The organism is Streptococcus sp. oral taxon 056 str. F0418 (assembly GCF_000220065.1).
Lineage (GTDB): Bacteria > Bacillota > Bacilli > Lactobacillales > Streptococcaceae > Streptococcus.
On the sequence record NZ_AFQU01000001.1, the window covers coordinates 266,879 to 286,300 of the forward strand.

General features: G+C 39.8%; 17 protein-coding genes and 2 pseudogenes. 2 read left to right on the forward strand and 17 right to left on the reverse strand.

What is annotated here, in order from left to right; all coding sequences use genetic code 11:
* Window positions 1-130 precede the first annotated feature (130 nt).
* The 16 genes and pseudogenes from HMPREF9182_RS01365 to HMPREF9182_RS01440 all read right to left on the reverse strand — a co-directional run.
* Window positions 131-1,084: an alpha/beta hydrolase gene (locus HMPREF9182_RS01365; protein WP_009754366.1), complete on the reverse strand. Its 954-nt coding sequence runs from the start codon at window positions 1,082-1,084 to the stop codon at window positions 131-133.
* Window positions 1,085-1,100: 16 nt separating this feature from the next.
* Window positions 1,101-2,138 carry a M42 family metallopeptidase gene (locus tag HMPREF9182_RS01370; RefSeq protein ID WP_009443088.1) on the reverse strand — a complete coding sequence of 346 codons (1,038 nt, stop codon included), beginning with the start codon at window positions 2,136-2,138 and terminating at the stop codon, window positions 1,101-1,103.
* A gap of 89 nt (window positions 2,139-2,227) precedes the next feature.
* The gene (locus HMPREF9182_RS01375) at window positions 2,228-3,373 is read right to left on the reverse strand and encodes an FtsX-like permease family protein (RefSeq protein ID WP_009754752.1); all 1,146 of its coding nucleotides are present in this window, start codon (window positions 3,371-3,373) and stop codon (window positions 2,228-2,230) included.
* 3 nt (window positions 3,374-3,376) lie between these two features.
* Window positions 3,377-4,057, reverse strand: coding sequence for an ABC transporter ATP-binding protein (locus HMPREF9182_RS01380; RefSeq protein ID WP_009443292.1), 681 nt, complete (start codon window positions 4,055-4,057; stop codon window positions 3,377-3,379).
* Window positions 4,050-4,631, reverse strand: coding sequence for a TetR/AcrR family transcriptional regulator (locus HMPREF9182_RS01385; protein ID WP_009755000.1), 582 nt, complete (start codon window positions 4,629-4,631; stop codon window positions 4,050-4,052). Before HMPREF9182_RS01385 ends, HMPREF9182_RS01380 begins: the two co-directional genes overlap by 8 nt.
* A gap of 115 nt (window positions 4,632-4,746) precedes the next feature.
* Window positions 4,747-5,748, reverse strand: coding sequence for a UDP-glucose 4-epimerase GalE (galE, locus tag HMPREF9182_RS01390; protein WP_009443567.1), 1,002 nt, complete (start codon window positions 5,746-5,748; stop codon window positions 4,747-4,749).
* A gap of 45 nt (window positions 5,749-5,793) precedes the next feature.
* Entirely contained in the window at window positions 5,794-7,275 is a 1,482-nt protein-coding gene (galT, locus tag HMPREF9182_RS01395; RefSeq protein WP_009443139.1) for a UDP-glucose--hexose-1-phosphate uridylyltransferase, read from the reverse strand.
* The gene (locus tag HMPREF9182_RS01400) at window positions 7,272-7,931 is read right to left on the reverse strand and encodes an HAD family hydrolase (protein WP_009443836.1); all 660 of its coding nucleotides are present in this window, start codon (window positions 7,929-7,931) and stop codon (window positions 7,272-7,274) included. Before HMPREF9182_RS01400 ends, galT begins: the two co-directional genes overlap by 4 nt.
* 11 nt (window positions 7,932-7,942) lie before the next feature.
* Window positions 7,943-9,121 carry a galactokinase gene (locus HMPREF9182_RS01405; RefSeq protein WP_009443365.1) on the reverse strand — a complete coding sequence of 393 codons (1,179 nt, stop codon included), beginning with the start codon at window positions 9,119-9,121 and terminating at the stop codon, window positions 7,943-7,945.
* Between the two features lie 271 nt (window positions 9,122-9,392).
* Window positions 9,393-10,913 carry an ABC transporter permease/substrate-binding protein gene (locus tag HMPREF9182_RS01410; RefSeq protein WP_009754739.1) on the reverse strand — a complete coding sequence of 507 codons (1,521 nt, stop codon included), beginning with the start codon at window positions 10,911-10,913 and terminating at the stop codon, window positions 9,393-9,395.
* Window positions 10,906-11,634, reverse strand: coding sequence for an ATP-binding cassette domain-containing protein (locus tag HMPREF9182_RS01415; RefSeq protein WP_009754745.1), 729 nt, complete (start codon window positions 11,632-11,634; stop codon window positions 10,906-10,908). The genes HMPREF9182_RS01410 and HMPREF9182_RS01415 overlap by 8 nt, the downstream gene beginning before the upstream one ends.
* Before the next feature lie 13 nt (window positions 11,635-11,647).
* Window positions 11,648-12,412 (reverse strand): nuclear transport factor 2 family protein, encoded by a 765-nt coding sequence (locus tag HMPREF9182_RS01420; protein WP_009443431.1) that lies wholly within the window; start codon window positions 12,410-12,412, stop codon window positions 11,648-11,650.
* Window positions 12,413-12,415: 3 nt separating this feature from the next.
* Entirely contained in the window at window positions 12,416-12,853 is a 438-nt protein-coding gene (locus HMPREF9182_RS01425) for a MarR family winged helix-turn-helix transcriptional regulator (RefSeq protein ID WP_009754518.1), read from the reverse strand.
* 132 nt (window positions 12,854-12,985) lie between these two features.
* Window positions 12,986-14,269 carry an McrC family protein gene (locus HMPREF9182_RS01430; protein WP_009443251.1) on the reverse strand — a complete coding sequence of 428 codons (1,284 nt, stop codon included), beginning with the start codon at window positions 14,267-14,269 and terminating at the stop codon, window positions 12,986-12,988.
* Window positions 14,256-15,950, reverse strand: a complete 1,695-nt coding sequence (locus tag HMPREF9182_RS01435) for an McrB family protein (RefSeq protein ID WP_009443176.1) — start codon at window positions 15,948-15,950, stop codon at window positions 14,256-14,258. The genes HMPREF9182_RS01430 and HMPREF9182_RS01435 overlap by 14 nt, the downstream gene beginning before the upstream one ends.
* A 473-nt stretch (window positions 15,951-16,423) precedes the next feature.
* Window positions 16,424-16,871, reverse strand: a pseudogene (locus HMPREF9182_RS01440) (translation factor (SUA5)); the annotation flags it as partial.
* Between the two features lie 257 nt (window positions 16,872-17,128).
* On the opposite strand from HMPREF9182_RS01440, the pseudogene HMPREF9182_RS01445 reads away from it, so the two are divergent.
* Window positions 17,129-18,128 (forward strand): annotated as a pseudogene (locus tag HMPREF9182_RS01445) (LacI family DNA-binding transcriptional regulator).
* An 18-nt stretch (window positions 18,129-18,146) separates the two neighbouring features.
* Window positions 18,147-19,085: a bifunctional biotin--[acetyl-CoA-carboxylase] ligase/biotin operon repressor BirA gene (birA, locus tag HMPREF9182_RS01450; protein WP_009443951.1), complete on the forward strand. Its 939-nt coding sequence runs from the start codon at window positions 18,147-18,149 to the stop codon at window positions 19,083-19,085.
* A gap of 123 nt (window positions 19,086-19,208) precedes the next feature.
* Here birA and HMPREF9182_RS01455 read toward each other — a convergent pair whose 3' ends face one another.
* The gene (locus HMPREF9182_RS01455) at window positions 19,209-19,400 is read right to left on the reverse strand and encodes a DUF3272 family protein (protein ID WP_037602503.1); all 192 of its coding nucleotides are present in this window, start codon (window positions 19,398-19,400) and stop codon (window positions 19,209-19,211) included.
* Window positions 19,401-19,422: the final 22 nt, after the last annotated feature.

Consider the following 19,422-nt stretch of genomic DNA (forward strand, 5'->3'; position numbering starts at 1 on the left):
TATACGTCTATCTGCGATTCGCATTCTGTTCTTTTATTTATTATACCCTATATAAATCAAAAATTATATTACATTTTATATAAAATTTTCACAAAAAAGCAGGTTAATATCTGCTTTTTTGTCTGATATACTAATCAATTTTATTCAAAAATTTTCGTATCTCTTTCACAATATCGTCAGAACTATCATGATAGATGTAGTGTGGAGAATTTAAAAACTTGAGAACTATATGTCCTCTCCCTTTAGCAAATCGTCTTGAAATCCCTCGCCATTTCTCCTGTGTAAAACCGGTCCCCTGACCATTTGACACAAACAACAGTGAAGGAATTTTAGGAAACTGTTCTTGCTTAACTAAAAGAGAACTCTTTTTGACCTGCTCTGCTTCTTTGATAACGGCATTTGATAACGGACGTCGATAAAACAAGGCCTTATAAATGGATTGTTCTTTTTGACTTAAACTATCATCGGTCAAAGCGGCAATGTTCTTGTCCACTGCATACAATAGACGAGATAATCCGATATTGGCCACTATCTGCAAAGAGTTATAGGCCAGCATATTTGGATGCCATGTATCATAAGCCTCTGGTAATGACATGTCCAGACCTATAATGCCTTCAATTTCCTTTGGATAGACAGTAGACCAATGCAAAGCTTCTAATCCAGACATAGAATGCGGAAGCAAAACATACGGACCTTCTATGCCAACTTTTTGTAAAGCGCTTCTAGTTTGGGTTAAGAGTGTATCTAGATCACGGCTAGTGGCACTATCATCACTAAAGCCATAACCAAACTTTTCTACGACAACAATTCTATAGTCCTTCTCTAATGATGAGTAAAGCACTTTAAAGTCTAAAATCGGTGAGCTGGTTCCACTTCCCGATAGAAATACTAGTGTTTTTGGCCCTTTTCCAGCCACATAAACATTCATGTTCTTTCCATCGACCTCTACTCGTTGACCGATGCTAGAAGTTAGAAGCTTTTTCTCTTTGTTCAAACTATATTGATGAAATAAAAATACAAGAGCTAGAATGAATAGAAGTAAGCTTGAAAGATATTTAAGAAGCTTTAGCATAGTTTTCAGCATAGGACTCCACTTAAGCCTATCTTACTAACTCGCTTTTCAAATAAGCATCAACCATACGCTCTGTCGCTTCAACCGAGTCAATATGCGTCCGCTCATAAGAGTGACTGGATTCGATACCAGCGCCTAAAAGAGCATGCTTGACTTCTGCTCCTGCGCTCATAGCTGCAGAGGCGTCTGATCCGTAAAATGGATAGATGTCCAGTTTGTAAGGAATGTCCTGCTCCTTGGCTAAATTTACCAAATGCTGGCGGAATTCATAGTGATAAGGGCCTGAAGCATCCTTGACACAGATGGAAACCGTATACTCATCTGTCTGCTGGTCGTCACCCATAGCGCCCATATCAACAGCCAGATACTCTACAGCTTGCTCTGGTAGACTGGAATTAGCCCCATGACCGACTTCCTCAAAGATACTGAAAGCAAAATGAGTCGTCACTGGCAACTGAATATTTTCTTCTTTGTAGACACGCAAAAGATTGAGCAAAATAGCTGCGCTGACCTTGTCATCCAGAAAACGAGACTTGATAAATCCTGACTCGGTAACGGTGGTTCGAGGATCAAAAGAAATAAAATCACCGACTTCAATCCCTAAATCACGTGTTTCTTTCTCACTTGTCACCTTTTCATCTAAACGAACTTCCATATTGTCCTGAGTACGCTCAACCGTTCCAGCATCCTTATAGACATGGCAAGATGTCTGGTGAACTAAGATAGTCCCACTGATAGTCTTACCACTGCTGGCCACATGGACTAGGCAGTTTTCTCCTTCAATCATGTTCCAAGGAAAGCCGCCAATCCGATCCAGCTTGAGTCGACCATCTGGCTTGACTGCACGCACAATAGCTCCAAGGGTATCCACATGGGCAGTCACTACCCGATGTTGGGCATCATTTTCTCCCTTAATCACAACATGGACACCACCTTTATTAGTGCGGACAGGCTCATAACCCAATCCTTCCAAAGTTTTTACCAGATAGTCAGCCACCTCGGCTGTGAAGCCTGTTGGCGAAGGGATAGCTATTAATTCTTGCAAATATTGAACAGTTTGATTCATTTTAATCTCCTCATATTTTTCTATCATTATAGCATAAAAATAGCTTTTACAGATGGGTTTGCCAGTGTAAAAGCTATATTAATCTGAAATTACTCTGCTAGCATTACTTTTTTTAACGACATGCCCTCAATAGCTTTGACATAGTAGGCAAGGAGCAGTTCATATAAGATTACAAAGGCTAAGAAGGCGATTAAGCAAAGCTGAACATCAAATGAATAATCGGGCACACCCTGAACATCCTTTACAATGACTTTAAGTAGTATCTTCATCAGGGCATACTGATAAGCTGTACCTAATACAAAACCAAGATAAGCCACCACTCGATAACGAGTAAAAATAACGCGACTACATTCTTTTTGGCTATAGCCAAAAGCCTTCATAAGCGCCAAACTGGCTTTGTTTTCTTGGACGACAGTACCTAGACAAAGGAGCAAAATCGAAAGTGACAAAAGAAGGCCTATTCCCATCATCATGACTTGAATCGTACCATCTATAAAGTCTTTCATTCCTAGGGAAAGCTGCATCATGGCTGCAAAAGAAAATGCTGCAAAGACGACAAAGAAAATCAATAATTTTCTTTTATAAAAATGCACAGTCCCCAACTCTTGCAAAAAAGGTCTATTTACTTTAGTTTTGTGATGCTTTTGCTTTACTTGAGCCAACTCTAATCTCTTCAGCAAATAAAGGCTTGGTTGCTTCAATTTAATCAAAGCATAGCCAATTCCTAATAAGGCAAATAGAAGAGTCGGTAAGATGACCATAGCGAGGAACAATTGCCAATGAAAATGAATTTCAATGTTAGGAAAGAGACCTTTTTGATTGCGCAAATCATAAAAGTCCTTCATAAAAAAGAATGAAGAAGCAAACCCAAGCAAGGCACCTAGAAAAACAGAGCAACTAAAAATCCAGAAATGCTTGGCTAATTCAACATTTTGGTAGCCCAGAGCTTTGAGAATCCCTAACTCTTCCTTATGATCATCAATAAACTGCTTGATATAAAAGAATAAGAGAAGAACAGCTAGGAGAGAAAGCACTCCTCCACTAACCAAGGAGACAAATTTAGCAATGAGAACTTGAGCATCGTAATAAGCCTTGGTTGGTAGAGATAATTTCTCAACCTCAATAGATTGAAGATCAAGGTAAAAATTGACAAATAAAGTCGAGACCAAAACTGCACAAAAACTGATAATGGAGACAACAGATAATTTCCGTAAATCTTTGATACTGACTACCATAATCTACCACCCAATCTCTTCTACGCCCTTTGGCTCTTCATTAACCACGATGTCCTGAATTTGCCCGCTATTTACCCTCACCACAGTATTTGCCAGCTGGGCTATATGCTCATTATGAGTGACCATTACTAGGGTAAATCCAAGCTCTTTTTTCATTTGAGAAATGAAGGAGAGAATCTGGCGACCTGTCGCCTCATCAAGAGCTCCTGTAGGCTCATCAAGGAAAAGTACCTTTGGCTTCTTGGCCAAGGCTCTGGCAATCGCTACGCGTTGTTGTTCTCCACCCGATAGTTCACTAGGGTATTGATGGAGTTTTTCTTTTAAACCCATGGCTTCGATGATTGGAAGGTAATCCTGATTCTTTACAAGATGAGCTCCCATTTTAACGTTCTGCTCAACCGTCAACTCCTGCAATAAATAATATTGCTGGAATATAAAAGCGATGTTATCTTTGCGAAATTTTGTCAGTTGACTTTCACTCAAAGACGCAATATTTTCCCCATCATATAAAACTTCACCCTGATCTGGTTTTTCAAGTCCTGAAAGAATGTTTAGTAAGGTTGACTTACCCGATCCAGAAGCTCCCAAAATCACTAAATAATCTTGATCTTCAATCCGTAAATCGATACCTTTTAAAACTTTATTGGCTCCATAGGACTTTCTTACTCCCTTTAGTTCAATCATGATTTCCTCCTAATAATTCCTTTATAAGTGCTGTGAATACTTGTGTCAGCATAGCTGTTAGTTCTGCGGTTGAAAAGCGATAGATTCCTGCAGCAGTCATACTGGCAATTCCATGCGAATAAATAAATAGATGTTGATAAACTCGCTCTGATAGCTGTCTTGAAAGTCCATATTCCTCTTGAATAGACAAAATCATTTTTTCATAACTGTAATCTTTGATTGGTAAGAATTCAGAAAATTGATGAATAGCACGTTCGGACTCATTCATAAAAATCAGTTGAAAAAGCTGGGGCTCCTCTGCTGCAAATCGGATATAAGCGATACCCACAGCTCGAAAGGCTTTTTCTTCTTGCAAAGCAACTTCAACTTGTCTGACAAAGGTTTCCTCAGCAGCAATAACAATGGCCTTGCTCAATTCTTCCATGTTATCAAAGAGGCCAAAAATGACCTTAGGTGAAGACTTCAATCTAACAGCAACTGCTCGAGCTGTAACCGCCGACTTCCCTTCTTCTCGAACAAGTTCCAAACAAGCTTCAATAATTTCTTCTTTGGTGAATTTATTTTTTGGAGGCATGACATTCCTTTCCGATACATTTGTTGCGCAACACTTGTTTCTTTATTATATATTTAAACAAAAATTCTGGTAAAAGGCAAGAAAAAACCAGCAAAAATTGCTGGTTTTAGGGGAATCAAACTTTATCTTCATAGCCATTTGGATGACTGGAATGCCATTTCCAAGCGGTTTCGATGATGGTTTCGATATTATCAAATTTCGGCTGCCAGCCCAGAACTTCTCTTGCTTTTTCAGATGAAGCAATCAGCGTATCTGGATCTCCTGGGCGCCGCTCTACTATTTCCAGAGGAATAGGGTGTCCGGTCACCTTTCGTGCTGCTTCTACAATCTGCAGGTTGGAAAAACCAGTCGAAGAGCCAAGGTTAAAGGCATCTGATGGTTGACCTGCACGCAGGTAATCAACAGCCAAAATATGGGCATCAGCCAAGTCAAAAGGATGGACATAATCGCGGACATTGGTGCCGTCTGGAGTATCGTAATCATCGCCAAAGACAGCAATCTTCTCTCGTTTGCCCTGAGCCACTTGAAGCACAATGGGCAAGAGATGGGTTTCAGGTCCGTGGTCCTCACCAATCGAGCCGTCGGGCTTGGCACCAGCCACATTGAAATAACGCAGGGCTACAAACTTGATGCCATATGCTTGGTCTGCCCAGCGCATAATGGTCTCCATCATAAGCTTGCTCTCACCATAAGGATTGATCGGTTTTTGCGGAGTTGTTTCCATTATCGGAATTTCCTCAGGAATGCCGTAAGTTGCAGCAGTTGATGAAAAGACAATATTTTTAACACCGCATTCCTGCATGACCTCCAAAAGGGAAATCATGCCGGCTGTGTTATTGTCAAAATACTTGAGCGGATCTACCATGGACTCTGCGACCAGTGAAAAGGCAGCAAAGTGAATGACTGCATCGATGGATGGATGTTTGGTAAAGACACTACGCATAAAGTCCTTATCTGCCAAATCCCCCTCATAAAAGACTGCTTGCGGATGGACGGCTGCCCGGTGGCCAGTCACCAAATTATCGACAACGACTACTTCTTCCTTGCCAGCTGTTATCAAACGGTCAACCATGTGTGATCCGATATAGCCAGCACCACCTAATACTAAAATTGCCATAAAATTTCCTTTCCCTGTTAGATTTGTCTCATTATAACACATTTCCTAAGGCAGGATGCCAACGGATTGGACGAAGCGCAAGAAAGCTTCCTGCCCTTCTTCTGTTCGCTTGTAAACACCCGCATCTTCCAACACACGGCTGAAAATTTGCCCTACCGAAGCCTGAACCACATCTTTCACCGTCTCAACAGAAACAGTTGGATTCTGGGTTTTGAGTTGATTTGCCCACTCTTGATGGTAGGTAGCGACCTGACAGTCTTCTCCCAGAAGAAACAGTTCCACCTGCTTGAGTTCTTCCTTAAGCCGAGGCGGCAGAATCGCCAGCCCCATAACCTCAATCAGACCGATATTTTCTTTCTTAATGTGCTGCACATCCTTATGAGGATGATAAATGCCGTCTGGATGTTCTGGGGAAGTTTGATTGTCCCGCAAGACCAAGTCTAGCTCAAAAGATCCATCTTTCCTGCGGGCAATCGGTGTGATGGTATGGTGAAGCTCACACTCAGACTCTGCCAACACCTGCACACTTGGGTCAGAATAGGTCCGCCAAGCTTGCAAGATCTTGTCAGCCAACTCAATCAGCTGCTCCTTCTTCTCGGATCTCAGACGAATGACGGACATGGGCCACTTGACAATGCCTGCCTCTACCTCTTCAAAACCGCTAAAAGTAAAGCTGCAATCCAGCTCTGCCATTTCCATAGGGAAGGTATGACGTCCGCCCTGATAGTGGTCGTGAGTCAGGATAGAGCCGCCAACAATAGGCAGGTCGGCATTTGAGCCAGCGAAATAGCCTGGAAAGGTCTCAACGATGTCCAACAAGCGCTCAAAGGTCAGCCGGCTAATCGCCATAGGAAGGTGCTGGCTGTGCAGAAAGATGCAATGCTCATTAAAGTAGGCATAGGGCGAATACTGGAAACCCCACTCCTGTCCAGCCAAGGCAAAGCGGATAATCCGATGATTGGCACGGGCTGGGTGGTCCAAGCGCCCTTGGTAGCCTTCGTTTTCCATGCAAAGCTGGCAGGCTGGATAATGACTATTCTTAGCTTTTTTAGCTGCCGCAATTTCCTTGGGATCTTTTTCTGGCTTAGAGAGATTGATGGTGATTTCCAAATCTCCGTAGGCAGTCTGCGCTTTAAAAGCAATGTTTTTAGCAATAGCCTTGACCTTGATGTAATCATTTTTTTGGCTAAGCTGGTAAAAATCAGCCACGGCTTGCTCGGAATTGGAAGCATAAGTCGTCCAGAAGTCCCGATTGAGCTGGCTAGGGGCTGGTGTGATGAAGTTCATAAGCTCAGCACCGAGGATTTCGCGCGCAGTCTGACTATCCTCAATCGTCTCTAATCGAACCGCCTCCTCGACCATCTGGTCCTTGAGGTCAATCAATTCATCCAGATCAGTCTCAACTTCCAAAACACCTTCGCCCACTCGTGCTAAGACACGATTGGTTAGGTAGATTCGATCCATTTCCTCAAAGGTACTTTCTGCAATGACTTCTGTGATAAATGCATCTAGAACTCCCTGACTCATTGATTCTCCTTCCTACTTTCTAAATAGTCTCTGACAGCATCTAAATCTTGAAAAACTTGTTCTGTTTTATTTAAGAAAGACTGTGCTGGCATTTTTAAGTCTGGAATACAAATAACTGGTATCCCAGCTCTATACGCTGCTTCAATCCCTGCTTCACTATCCTCTAATACTAAGCAATTCTCTGGTAAAATATTCAAATCACTACAGGCCTTTAAAAATATATCAGGGTAAGGTTTGCTTCGCTTTACATCTTTTGCAAAAACTAGATGGTCAAATAGGGACAGTATACCATTACTATCCAAGATCATTCTAGCTCTAGATTCAACACTTGAAGTTGTTAAGGCGATTGGGATACCTTCTCTTTGCAAAAAAGCAAGCAAATTTTTAGCACCTTTTTTTAAATTTACACCTTTGGCTAATATTCGAGCTTCTAGTTCATAAACTTTATCCAAGGTTTGGTCAAAGTTCCAAGGTAAATCATAGGTATCCAAAAATCGTTGAACATTCTCCTCTTCCCTATGTCCACTGTATTCTCTAGAATATGTTTCTTCTGTGAAAGGAATTCCAAAATCTTCAAGCAATTCTTGATAAACTTTTAGAGAAATGATCTCAGTATCAGCTAATAAGCCATCCAAATCAAATAATACAGCTTCCATTTACTTCTCTCCTAGTCTAAAACTCGTGTCCCCGATGCAACTTCAGCGATATAGAAGCTTGGAGCGTATCCAACTACTTCCTCATAGCGTTTGCCAACTGCTTCTTTAAAAGTTGCGACCGCATCTTTTTGAACTAAAGCAATGGCACAGCCACCAAAGCCTGCTCCGGTCATACGAGCTCCCAAAACACCTTCTTGCTCCCAGGCTGTGTGAACCAAAGTATCCAGCTCTAGACCAGTCACTTCATAATCATGCTCCAATGAAACATGAGATGCATTTATGAGACGGCCAAACTTTTCAAGATCACCTGCCTGCAAAGCTGCTCTAGCTTGCAAAGTGCGTTGATTTTCCAAAACAGCATGGCGAGCTCGTTTGATGCGATTTTCGTCCTCTATCAGATAACTATACTCGTCAAAAGACCACTCATTTAATTCACCCAAGGTAGCGATAGACAGCTTGCGATTAAGCTCTTCAACGGCTTTTTCACACTCCGCCCGACGCTCATTGTACTTAGAATCCGCCAACTCACGACGCTTGTTGGTATTCATAATCACTACGACATTATCCTTAAGATCAAGCGGCACCAAATCATATTCAAGAGTATTGGTATCTAGGTAAATGGCTCGCTGGTCAGCACCCATTCCGATAGCAAACTGGTCCATAATACCAGAATTAACCCCGATAAATTCATTTTCAGTTAATTTACCGATTTTCACTAAGTCCAGACGTTCCAACTGCAAATCAAAAAGTTTCTCAGCAATAATACCAGTCAAAAGCTCTAGTGACGCAGATGAAGATAAGCCCGATCCGTTGGGAATATTTCCATAAACATAGACATCCATGCCTCGGTCAATCGTATGGCCTGCCTCTTGCAGAAAATGCAGAACTCCTTTTGGATAGTTGGTCCAGTTATGCTCAGGCTCAAAGTGCAGGTTTTCCAGCGGAACTTCAATAATCCCTTTTTCTTCAAAATTTCCTGAGAAGAATCGCAAGAGCTGATCATCTCTCTTACGAGCTGCTCCATAAGTTCCAAGAGAAATTGCTGCAGGAAAGACATGCCCGCCGTTATAGTCCGTATGCTCACCAATTAGATTGATCCTACCGGGTGAAAAGAAAGTGTGATCCGCTTCCACTCTAAAGACCTTTGCAAAATCTGCGCGGATTTGCTCCGCTGAAATGACATTTGACATAAGCTATACTCCTTTAGCTAATTTTCGATTTTGTAACCGTTTTCTTATTTTTATTATAGCGAACTTAAAACAAAAATTCAATAATTTTACTAAAATTTACTAAAATTATTTGATCAAGTTCTATTTAATGAATCTATATTCTTAAAAACATGAATTAATGCTGATTTTTGCTGTATCAATGGTTTATTTGTTCAACACCTTATAAAGCGAAACGGACTGACAATCACCTCACTAAAAAAGCTAGACCTTACAAGTCTAACCCTTTTACTTATTATTTTTTTAAAAGTCCTTCCTTGACCAGATAATCACGCGCAACAGCTTCCGCTTTTTTGCCCTCAATGCCAACTTGATAATTCATCTGGCTCATCTGGCTTTCCGTAATTTTACCAGCTAGTTTATTGAGAATCCCTTCCAATTCAGGGTGTTTTTCTAGCAATTTAGCCTTCAGGAGAGGCGCCCCTTGATAAGGAGGGAAAAGATGTTTATCATCTTCTAAAATCTGAAGTTGATAGCGCTCAATTTCAGGGTCAGTTGAATAGACTTCCATAATCTGAATATCACCTGATTTAATCGCATCATAGCGAAGGGCTGGCTCCATGGTTGACACATTGAGGTTCAGTCCATAGACAGACTGGAGTCCCTTGTTTCCATCTTCACGGTCGTTAAACTCTAGGGTAAAGCCTGCCTTGAGCTTGTCTTGAACTGCTTTAAGATCAGAGATGGTTTTAAGATTGTATTTTTTGGCGACACTCTTAGGTACTGCGATGGCATATGTATTTTGATAAGCCATGTGATTGAGCAAGACTAGATTGTCCTGTTTTTTGATTCCATCACGTGCTGCTTCAAAAACTTCTTCAGCATCATTGCTGACCTTTGGAGCAGGCTGCAAGAGAGTTCCAGTAACCGTACCGGTAAACTCAGGATAGACATCAATATCGCCTTTCTTTAATGCTTGATAAAGGAAGTCTGTCTTCCCAAAATTAGGTTTGACTGTCACAGTCATATCCGTATTTTCCTCGATAAGAAGTTTATACATATTCATGAGAATTTCTGGTTCTGGACCTAATTTCCCAGCAATAACCAGATGATCCTTCTCCTGCTTGGGGAGCAGACTCGGTGTATAAGAAGCACCGAGGCCGAGGATTAAGACAGCAAAAGCTGTAAATACAGTCCGAAGCTTTGCCTTTTCCATCCATTTAAGAAGACTGTTGAAAAGAATAGCCAAAACCGCGGATGAAATAGCTCCAATCAAGATCAGACTGGCATTACGACGATCAATTCCTAGAAGGATAAAAGAACCTAGTCCACCAGCTCCTACAAGAGCTGCTAGAGTTGCTGTTCCGATAATCATAACTGTTGCTGTCCGAACTCCTGAAACGATGACGGGCATAGCTAGAGGCAGTTCAAACTTTTTGAGCCGCTCCCACTTGGTCATCCCAAAGGCGATTCCAGCTTCCTCTAAACTAGGATCAATCCCATTCAAGGCTGTGACAGTATTTTCTAAAATCGGGAAAATAGCGTAAATCACCAGAGCAGTCAGTGCCGGCAGTGTACCAATTCCCATGAGGGGGATAAAGAGTCCCAGCAAAGCCATTGAAGGAATGGTTTGAAAGATTCCTGCAATTTGTAGCACCCAATTGGCTGCTTTTTTGTGACTATTGAGATAGATAGCGAGCGGAATAGTCAGGAAGATGGCCACTAGTAAGGTCAGAAGAGAGAGCTGAAGATGTTGCCCTAAGGCTGCCAACCATTCGCCAAAGCGCTCCTGAAAGGTAGAAAACAAATTAGCCATGTTGAACACCTCCAAATAAATCTGCTACGAAGTTGGTTGCAGGTGCAGATAAGATTTCCTCAGGTGTCGCCACTTGACAAATCTCTCCGTCCTGCAGAACAGCAATCCGATTCCCCAACTTTAAAGCTTCATCCGTATCATGGGTGACAAAGATTGTTGTCATCCCAAACTGGTCATGGATACTCTTGGTCAAGCTCTGCAATTGCTTACGCGAGATGGCATCAAGAGCTGAAAAAGGCTCGTCCATCAGCAGGATTTTGGGTTGGGCGATAATGGCACGTACAATGCCCACCCGCTGCTGCTCACCACCAGACAGCTCACTCGGCATACGCTGAGCATAGTCTTCTGCAGGCAAGCCCACTAGCTCCAACAATTCATCAGTCTTCTGCTGAATATCTGCCTTGCTCCATCCTTTCATTTCAGGAATGAGAGAAATATTTTCAGCCACAGTTAGGTTTGGAAAGAGGGCAATCGCTTGTAAGACATAGCCTGTGGAAAGGCGCAGCTCACGCTCATCATAATCCTTAATCCGCTTATCATCCATATAGATATTGCCATCTGTTGGCTCTAAAAGACGGTTGATCATCTTGAGCATGGTTGTCTTACCGGATCCAGAAGGACCTACTAAAACCATGAACTCTCCATCCTCAATCCGTAAGTTGACATCTCTCAAGACATCCTTTTCTGTATAGCGTAGCGCTACATTTTTATATTCAATCATTCTTTGTCCTCATTTAAAATTTACCACGGTTCGTCAAGTCTTCTACCTTAGGCATGACTTCTTTATTGTCCCAATGCTCTACAATCAAGCCATTCTCCAAACGGAAGATGTCATACTGGGCATAAGCCACCCCATCAATCTGAGTCTGTCCATAGCTAACCACGTAGTTACCTTGTCCCAAAAGCTGGAAAACAAAGTCAAATGAAACCCTATGCTCTGCAACATAGTTTTTATAAGCCTGACTTCCTTGGCCAATCTCATGATTATGCTGAATCAAATCGTCTGCCACATAATCACTCCACTGCTCTAGCTCCCCATTTTGGAAAATTTCTGTCAAGAAACGACGAACGTTTTTTTTATTTGCTACGGTCTTATCCAAATCTGTGACTTCAAAATCTCCAAAGATCTGATCTAACTGTCCATTTTCTGGAGCGCGATAGTAGTCAATCACATCCCAATGCTCCACGATGCGTCCATTCTCATCCGCACGGAAAGTATCCGTCGTCACCCATTGAGCTTCCCCGCCATTGAGATATTGGTGAACATGGACGAAGACTAGATTACCATCCTCAACGGTGCGAATAATCTTCATCTCACGCTCGGGATGGCGCTCAAAGAAATTTGCAAAGAAAGCCGCAAACCCTTCTTTCCCATCTGGCACACCTGTCGAATGTTGTATATAAGTATCCCCTACAGACTGAGCTTGAGCCTCAGCAACACGCCCATCTTGAATGGCGTGAATATATAGATTTTGTGCATTTTCAACTTGTTTTGACATGATTTATGCCTCTTTTTCTTTTAAATTTGCTAAGATGCGTTCCTGATAACTTTCAAACTGACGAATTTCTTCCTCTGAGAAGCCTTTATAAAAAATAGCATCCAATTTTTGACTGACACGATGGCCAACCTCTTTCTGGGACAAACCTTGCTCCGTCAATTTGACATATTTTTTTCGCTTGTCTGAGCCACATTGACTAAAGGTCACCAAATCCTGTTCTTCCAACTTTTTCAGCATAGTTGTCAGCGTATTATTGGCAAGTCCTGTCGCTAGTGCAATATCTGTCGCCGTAGCGCACCCTGTCTCACTATTCCATAAAACGGTGAGAATCTTACCCTGTTCACTCCGATAAAGGGCTTCTGGATCTTGGCTCAGTAACTTTTGAAAAATCCTCCCATTCAACAAACGAATATGATAGGCTACTAAATGACTATCTTTCATACTTCCTCCAATTTTTTTCTATATCGAATCGTTTTTGTCAATTGTAACACCAGATATTACATCTGTCAAGAATTTTGTTCTATTTGGAAATAATTTGAAAAATAAGCATAGAAAAAGCAGGTTCACCCTGCTTTAAAATCTAAAATTTATTGTTTCCGATTGATGTATCTGTTGAACAAAATGGTCATAATTTTCAGCTTCTTGAGGGATAAGAATGGACCACTTTTTCAAGAGTGCCCCGTAACCTGCTAATTTACCTATGTCATTATCAACAACCTTCTCCACGCTTGGGAAAATAAGACCGGCTGTTTTAGCTTTTAAAATGTATGCATAGGAAATCAGTTGATATAAATCCTCACGATTGATTCCTTTTTCAGTAAATTCTAGCTTTTTATATTTGGCATCTAGTACGATTTTTAAATCTTTATAATAGAAGTCTGGATAAATTTTTCGACCATGACTCCTAAATACAGAAATGCCATCTCTCTTTTCTTTATTTCGTGGATGGATGAATCCTTTTGGCAACAAGGTGTAAACATACTCTTCCCAAAGCCAGGCAACATCAAAGAGAATGCCATGCACCCTTTGGGTTTGTGGCCCAAGACCATGCTTTTCTCTACTCAGAATCATCAAACAGAGTTCCTGTAATTTTCTATATTCCCGAAAAAAGGCATGACGGATGGGTTTAGCTTGATTCAGTCTGATAATCTTAACACGATCAGCTAGTTTATAAGACGGAGTCACGCGGATAATTTCTGTTACATTTTCACGATTAGCATCAAACGCTCCACTTCCAATTGTTTTCTGATTCTTAATATACTCAATGGTGTGTCGAATCAGCTGCATCAATGGATTATCATAAGCAAACTCTCTAGTAGTGTAGGAAATATTTCCCATAAAAGGAACATTTTTCTTAAGATGATTTCCGACATCAATCGCTCCCTTTACATGGCTATCATTATGGAAAAACCGCTGGTATTCCTTATAAAGCCCTTTTCTCAAAGCCGCTTGCAGATATTTTGGAAAGAGGTAAACCAGTAGTTGATAGAGTTTATCTTCGCTTGATAAACCAACATCCAAGTTAGTGAGATTGATATTGAGGACCTTCTGCAAGAGATAATGTAAAAAATAGTCGCTATTAGCATTTGAAAAACGAGAGGAAATCGTTAATCTTTCCTGACCGTAACCCAGAAAACCAATCACGTTTCCTGTCTTGATTTCCTGATTAAATGTTTCCAAAATCTTTTGATCTTTGTCTAAATCAGGAGAATTCATCAAATCATTTGGGAAAATAAAAATACTGTCCTCTCGAGAAAGGTTATCTAGTGTTCTATCAAGAAGTGCTTGACTTAGTTTGGGATATTCTGTGATAAAGTCTTCTTTAGCAATTTTATGCTGATTATCAGTTATCCGCATCATCATCACCAGTATCTTGCCGATCTGTTTGCTTATTTTTTGTCAAATCAAATGCCTTTTTCAAAGTTTCCAAAGTTTCAACCTCATCATAAGAACCTCGCAAGTAGTCTTCTAGGAGCGGCTTAATATAATCGGACCAGAGCAATTCATAGTCAAAGTCTACTTCCTGCAACTTAAGGAAATAACTTGGTCCAACATGGTAATGACTATTGAGCTCTTCTACTTTTTCTATGGCAGCATTCAAGTTTCTTAGACGCATTTTCGCTTCTTCAGCTCCATATCCAAGAGGTTCATCAAGCATTCCCAACTGACTTTCAGCCGTGATTTCTACAAAACGGAAACGACGGCGCATGGCAAAATCAAAGGTATCTACCGAGCGGTCAATATCATTCATTGTTCCGATGATGTAGACATTTTCAGGAATATAAAACTTCTCATTAGTTTCATGTAAATTAGCATATTGGGTAGAAACCTCTCCATCCTTACCACGATAGCCCGGATCAATGGAGAAAAAAAGTTCACCAAAAATCTTAGAAATCTCACCACGATTAATTTCATCGATGATGAAGACGAATTTCTTGTCTGTGTCAATCTTTGGGGATACATAATCAGATAAGCCATAACTTTCTTTCATGTGATCCAAAACAATTTTTTGATAAGTTTCGTACTTTAACTTAGTCTCCTCACCCTTATATAAAAGATATACTTTTTCTTTGGTGGCAACAGGAGAATCAAACTTCACATTCCCTTGACTGTTTAAACTGGCTGGAACCGAACTACGAGGGAACAAATATTGCCCCTGTTTCTCATTGAGAGCATCGGTTAGCTTAGTCCAAGTCTCTTCAAAATTATCTTGTCCTCCAGTCTTCTGAGCGTCTCTAGCCTTCTGACAAAACTTCTTAAAAATACCATCTTGTAGCTTAAACTCAATAATCCCATCCCCATTTGATACTGGTCTCAGTCCTTCTACAAAATCTGTATAGTCATAAGATGGATGAAACTGTACAAATCCAATTTGGTCTTCATTTCCACCAGTCAACTCATTGGCAATTTGTCTGGCAAGATAGGTTTTTCCTGTACCAGGAGCACCACGGAGGATGAGGTTTTTGGATGAAAGTAAAATATTTTTATATTTGTTAATATTTTCTAACATATTTATATCTTTCTTTTCTAATTCTCTATAAAAACTAGTAAAATAGTTATAAAACTTTTTTAAGGTATCGCTAGGTTTACCAGTTGATTCCAACTCTAAATCTTTAACAAAGTATTTATGACCCAATTCTTCATCTCGATTATCACTATACCATTTTACTATTTTAAATTCTGTAAGTTCAAAACTCTGGAAACCACATCTTATATTTATCCATGAGTTATCAATGTCACTCAGTCGATAACCAAAGTAAGGTAATTTAATATATCCATTACCACTCTTTGGTCCAAAATGACTTTTGTTAAGCATTTCAACTTTGTATGGAATATTATCAATAATAACCGCAGGATAGATACTCTTAGCACCATCAAATTTCTGAGAACGTTTAATCCTAATATCTTTTGAATTATAGAGATTTGCTTGATTAACAAATTTTGATAAAAATTCTCTGAAAGCTGTGTAACACTCTATATCCGTCCCTCCTTTTACAAACTCATACGATTTGTCTATAAAAGGTAAAACCTCATTCAATGAGTCTTCACTATCAATAATATACTCAGCATCAAGCGTCCATCCAAACGAATCTGGTTTCTTATCAAATAAAAAACATCTGATTCTTGGAGACTTTTTGATAAAATAGCAATTTTTATTCTTTTACTCTGAAAACTAACCTCAATGAAGTTTTGTAATTTTCCTTTCTGATTCTCAACCTGAAAAGAAACATAGCTTTTTGTTCTATTTTCAATCGCATCTGGAAACTCTGCTTTTATTCTTTCTAAAAAATCTGCTTTTTTATCATTTAAACTTTATCTCCCTTTCTTCATCTTTATAGTCATATAATCATTCATTTAATCGTGACATATAAATACTTTTTATAAGTTAACCACCCCTTTATATCCTATTAATATATAATCTCATATATTATAACATGATTATAGGAAAAATAAAAGAAATTATAAACTAAAAAACCCAGTGTCTAAGAGGTCTTCTCTCCCACACTGAGCTTATTTTTTATCTGAGTAATATTCACCCTGACGGTAATCCCATGAGTTCAAAGTATCGGACAGGTGCATCATGATTTTGTAAATATCAAAGCCTTTGGGGATGACCTCAGGTGCTGGTGAGATGGAACGTTGCCCACCTTGTTCTAGAATTAATTTCCCATCCTTGTCCACCATGAAGACCATGACACCTTGTTCATAGCGAGTTTCGATTGTCTTATCTGGCTGTATAGAAGCCGCATGATCATCAGCTTCAATGACCAAATCAACAGCATTTTCAATACGATCGCCAATTCCTTTTGCCTTTCCACGTTTTTCTTTACCAAATGGGTTAGCCGAGGAAGCATAAACTATCTTCCTTCTTACCAACGCTTAGTTGCCAGCTGCTCATCTGCTTTTCCATATTTAATAACAAACCACGAACATCAGTCATCAGCTCTTCTTGTTGGTCAAGACTTAGTGGTCCTTTCTTACAGGCTTTTAGGAAAACAAGCCGCATAAAATAGTAACTAATGTAAGAAAAGTTATTCCATTTCTTTTCATCTTTTATCCTCTTCATTCAAAGCTTCATTTTATTAAACCACATACTATGATCTGCCTACTAATAGCCATACCAAATATGCCAGAATGTTTTACTAAATTTTGCTTTGTGATTTACTAATTTTTGATGTATAATAAAAAAATAGTAAAGAAAAAGGATTGAATCGTATGGCTACTATCAAAGATATTGCTCAAGCTGCTGGTGTCTCTTCTGCAACTGTATCTCGGGTTTTAAATCACGACCAGTCTATGTCTGTCAGCGATGAAACACGTAAAAAAATTTTTGCAGTCGCAGAACAACTGCAATATAAAAAATAAAAAACAAAAAACAGATATAAGAACAAAAGGTCGCCTTGCAATTATCGAATGGTATACCGAACAAGAAGAATTAGATGATCTCTATTACTATGCGATTCGCATGGGGACTGAAAAAAAAGCGCAAGAGCTAGGGTATGAAATCGTCAATATCTTTAACAACGACTCTTTCGAGCAACTCAATACAGTCGATGGAATTGTAGCCATTGGTAAATTCAGCACGCGCGATATAAAGGAATTAGAAACGTACGGCAAGAAGCTCGTTTTCGTTGACTGTGATACCCTAAGTTTTGGATATTCTTGTGTTACAACTGATTTTGAAAACTCTGTTATCCAGGTTTTAGATTATTTTATAGACAAGGGTTTAACGAAAATTGGTATGATTGCAGGCGAAGAAACAGCCTCTGATAAAAATACAATCTTATCTGACCCACGCCTCACTACTTTTAAGACCTACCTGAAACAACTGAATCTATTCGATCCCAGATTTGTAAAAATAGGAAGTTTTTCATCAGATACAGGCTATACTTTGATGAAAGAATTGATTAAAGAACTTGGTGATGATTTACCACAAGCCTTCTTTGCTGCAAATGATGCTCTAGCAGCTGGTGCTTTACGTGCTTTACAAGAAGCTAGTATCTCTGTTCCACAACAAGTTAGCTTAATCTCTTTTAACGACACTTCACTTGCCAAGTATATGATCCCTGCACTGAGTACTGTGACTGTTTTTACAGAAGAAATGGGCAAACAAGCGATCCAAATCCTCGAACAAACTTTCCAACAAGAGAAACATTCTATTCCTTATATGGTTAAGCTATCCACTAAGTTAACCATTAGAGAAAGTAGCCTTTAAGCTAGAAAGATCTTACCCATGAAAACCTATGAAAAACTTTTTGACATCCTTAGCCAGGCTGATGACTTTATAAATGGCGAAAAAATAGCCCAAGAATTAGGTATCTCACGTACTTCAGTTTGGAAAGCCATTCAAAAACTAGAGAAAGAAGGCATCCAAATCGAATCAATTAAAAATCGTGGCTATCGATTGATCTCTGGTGATTTGCTGATACCTGCCTGGATTGAGTCACAGTCCCCCCTTAATGAGGTTTCTTTCAATCCCGATTGTCAATCTACTCAGCTAGATGCTAAGACTGGTATAGAGGCTGGGAAACCAGCTAACACTCTCTACCTTGCTACTTCACAATCAGCTGGACGTGGCCGTTTCGGCCGCCAATTCTTTTGTCCCAACCAAGGCGGCTTTTACATGACTCTTCATCTCAAGCCAGATCTCCCCTTTGATCAGCTTCCTTCCTATACACTCTTAACTGCTGGTGCAATCTATAAGGCTGTAAAAAATCTAACTCTTATAGATGTAGACATCAAGTGGGTCAATGATATCTACTTTAGAGGAAAGAAAATTGCAGGAATCCTGACCGAAGCGATAAGCTCTATCGAGACTGGACTCGTTACGGATGTTATCATTGGTCTCGGTTTTAACTTTTTTATCACGGAATTTCCAATAGAACTCCAAGAAAAGGCAGGCTCTCTCTTTGAAGAAAAACCAGCAATCAGCCGAAATGAACTGATTGCAGAGATTTGGAAATGCTTCTATGAAAGTGAACCAGACGAATTGCTCTACCTCTACAAGCAACGTTCTCTTGTGCTAGGACGTCAAGTAACTTTTAGCCAGAAAGGAATTAGCTACAAAGGTGTAGCAAAAGATGTTTCTGATAGTGGACAGCTTTTAGTTAAACTATCAGATGATCAAGAGATTTGGCTCAACAGCGGTGAGATTTCGCTGACCAGTTGGTAAGCTACTAACTCATTCTGTTCTGTAGTAATCGTAAACTTCACTATTATATCCATACTTGCTTCTCACTTTCTAAAAAATCATATTATAAAAGGACTGAGCGTTTGATTCAGTCCTTTTTTATCATTATTTTTGTTTCATCTGCTTATCAATTTCATCTACGATTCGCCCCATAACATAGGAGACTTGTAGATTGCGTAATATTAGAAAAGCCCAGAACAAAGCCATCAAATACTGCTCCAACATGATTGCTTCATTAAATAAATAGGTCTCAATAGCAGTAAAAAGCGCTACTGTTATAAATTGTATTCTATTCATACTTTTATTATAACATGAAAGA

Bases quoted from the DNA above. Each gene is read 5' to 3' on its own strand.
- HMPREF9182_RS01365 (WP_009754366.1), bottom strand. From the start codon at position 1,084: ATGCTGAAAACTATGCTAAAGCTTCTTAAATATCTTTCAAGCTTACTT.
- HMPREF9182_RS01370 (WP_009443088.1), bottom strand. From the start codon at position 2,138: ATGAATCAAACTGTTCAATATTTGCAAGAATTAATAGCTATCCCTTCG.
- HMPREF9182_RS01375 (WP_009754752.1), bottom strand. From the start codon at position 3,373: ATGGTAGTCAGTATCAAAGATTTACGGAAATTATCTGTTGTCTCCATT.
- HMPREF9182_RS01380 (WP_009443292.1), bottom strand. From the start codon at position 4,057: ATGATTGAACTAAAGGGAGTAAGAAAGTCCTATGGAGCCAATAAAGTT.
- HMPREF9182_RS01385 (WP_009755000.1), bottom strand. From the start codon at position 4,631: ATGCCTCCAAAAAATAAATTCACCAAAGAAGAAATTATTGAAGCTTGT.
- galE (WP_009443567.1), bottom strand. From the start codon at position 5,748: ATGGCAATTTTAGTATTAGGTGGTGCTGGCTATATCGGATCACACATG.
- galT (WP_009443139.1), bottom strand. From the start codon at position 7,275: ATGAGTCAGGGAGTTCTAGATGCATTTATCACAGAAGTCATTGCAGAA.
- HMPREF9182_RS01400 (WP_009443836.1), bottom strand. From the start codon at position 7,931: ATGGAAGCTGTATTATTTGATTTGGATGGCTTATTAGCTGATACTGAG.
- HMPREF9182_RS01405 (WP_009443365.1), bottom strand. From the start codon at position 9,121: ATGTCAAATGTCATTTCAGCGGAGCAAATCCGCGCAGATTTTGCAAAG.
- HMPREF9182_RS01410 (WP_009754739.1), bottom strand. From the start codon at position 10,913: ATGGCTAATTTGTTTTCTACCTTTCAGGAGCGCTTTGGCGAATGGTTG.
- HMPREF9182_RS01415 (WP_009754745.1), bottom strand. From the start codon at position 11,634: ATGATTGAATATAAAAATGTAGCGCTACGCTATACAGAAAAGGATGTC.
- HMPREF9182_RS01420 (WP_009443431.1), bottom strand. From the start codon at position 12,412: ATGTCAAAACAAGTTGAAAATGCACAAAATCTATATATTCACGCCATT.
- HMPREF9182_RS01425 (WP_009754518.1), bottom strand. From the start codon at position 12,853: ATGAAAGATAGTCATTTAGTAGCCTATCATATTCGTTTGTTGAATGGG.
- HMPREF9182_RS01430 (WP_009443251.1), bottom strand. From the start codon at position 14,269: ATGCGGATAACTGATAATCAGCATAAAATTGCTAAAGAAGACTTTATC.
- birA (WP_009443951.1), top strand. From the start codon at position 18,147: ATGAAAACCTATGAAAAACTTTTTGACATCCTTAGCCAGGCTGATGAC.
- HMPREF9182_RS01455 (WP_037602503.1), bottom strand. From the start codon at position 19,400: ATGAATAGAATACAATTTATAACAGTAGCGCTTTTTACTGCTATTGAG.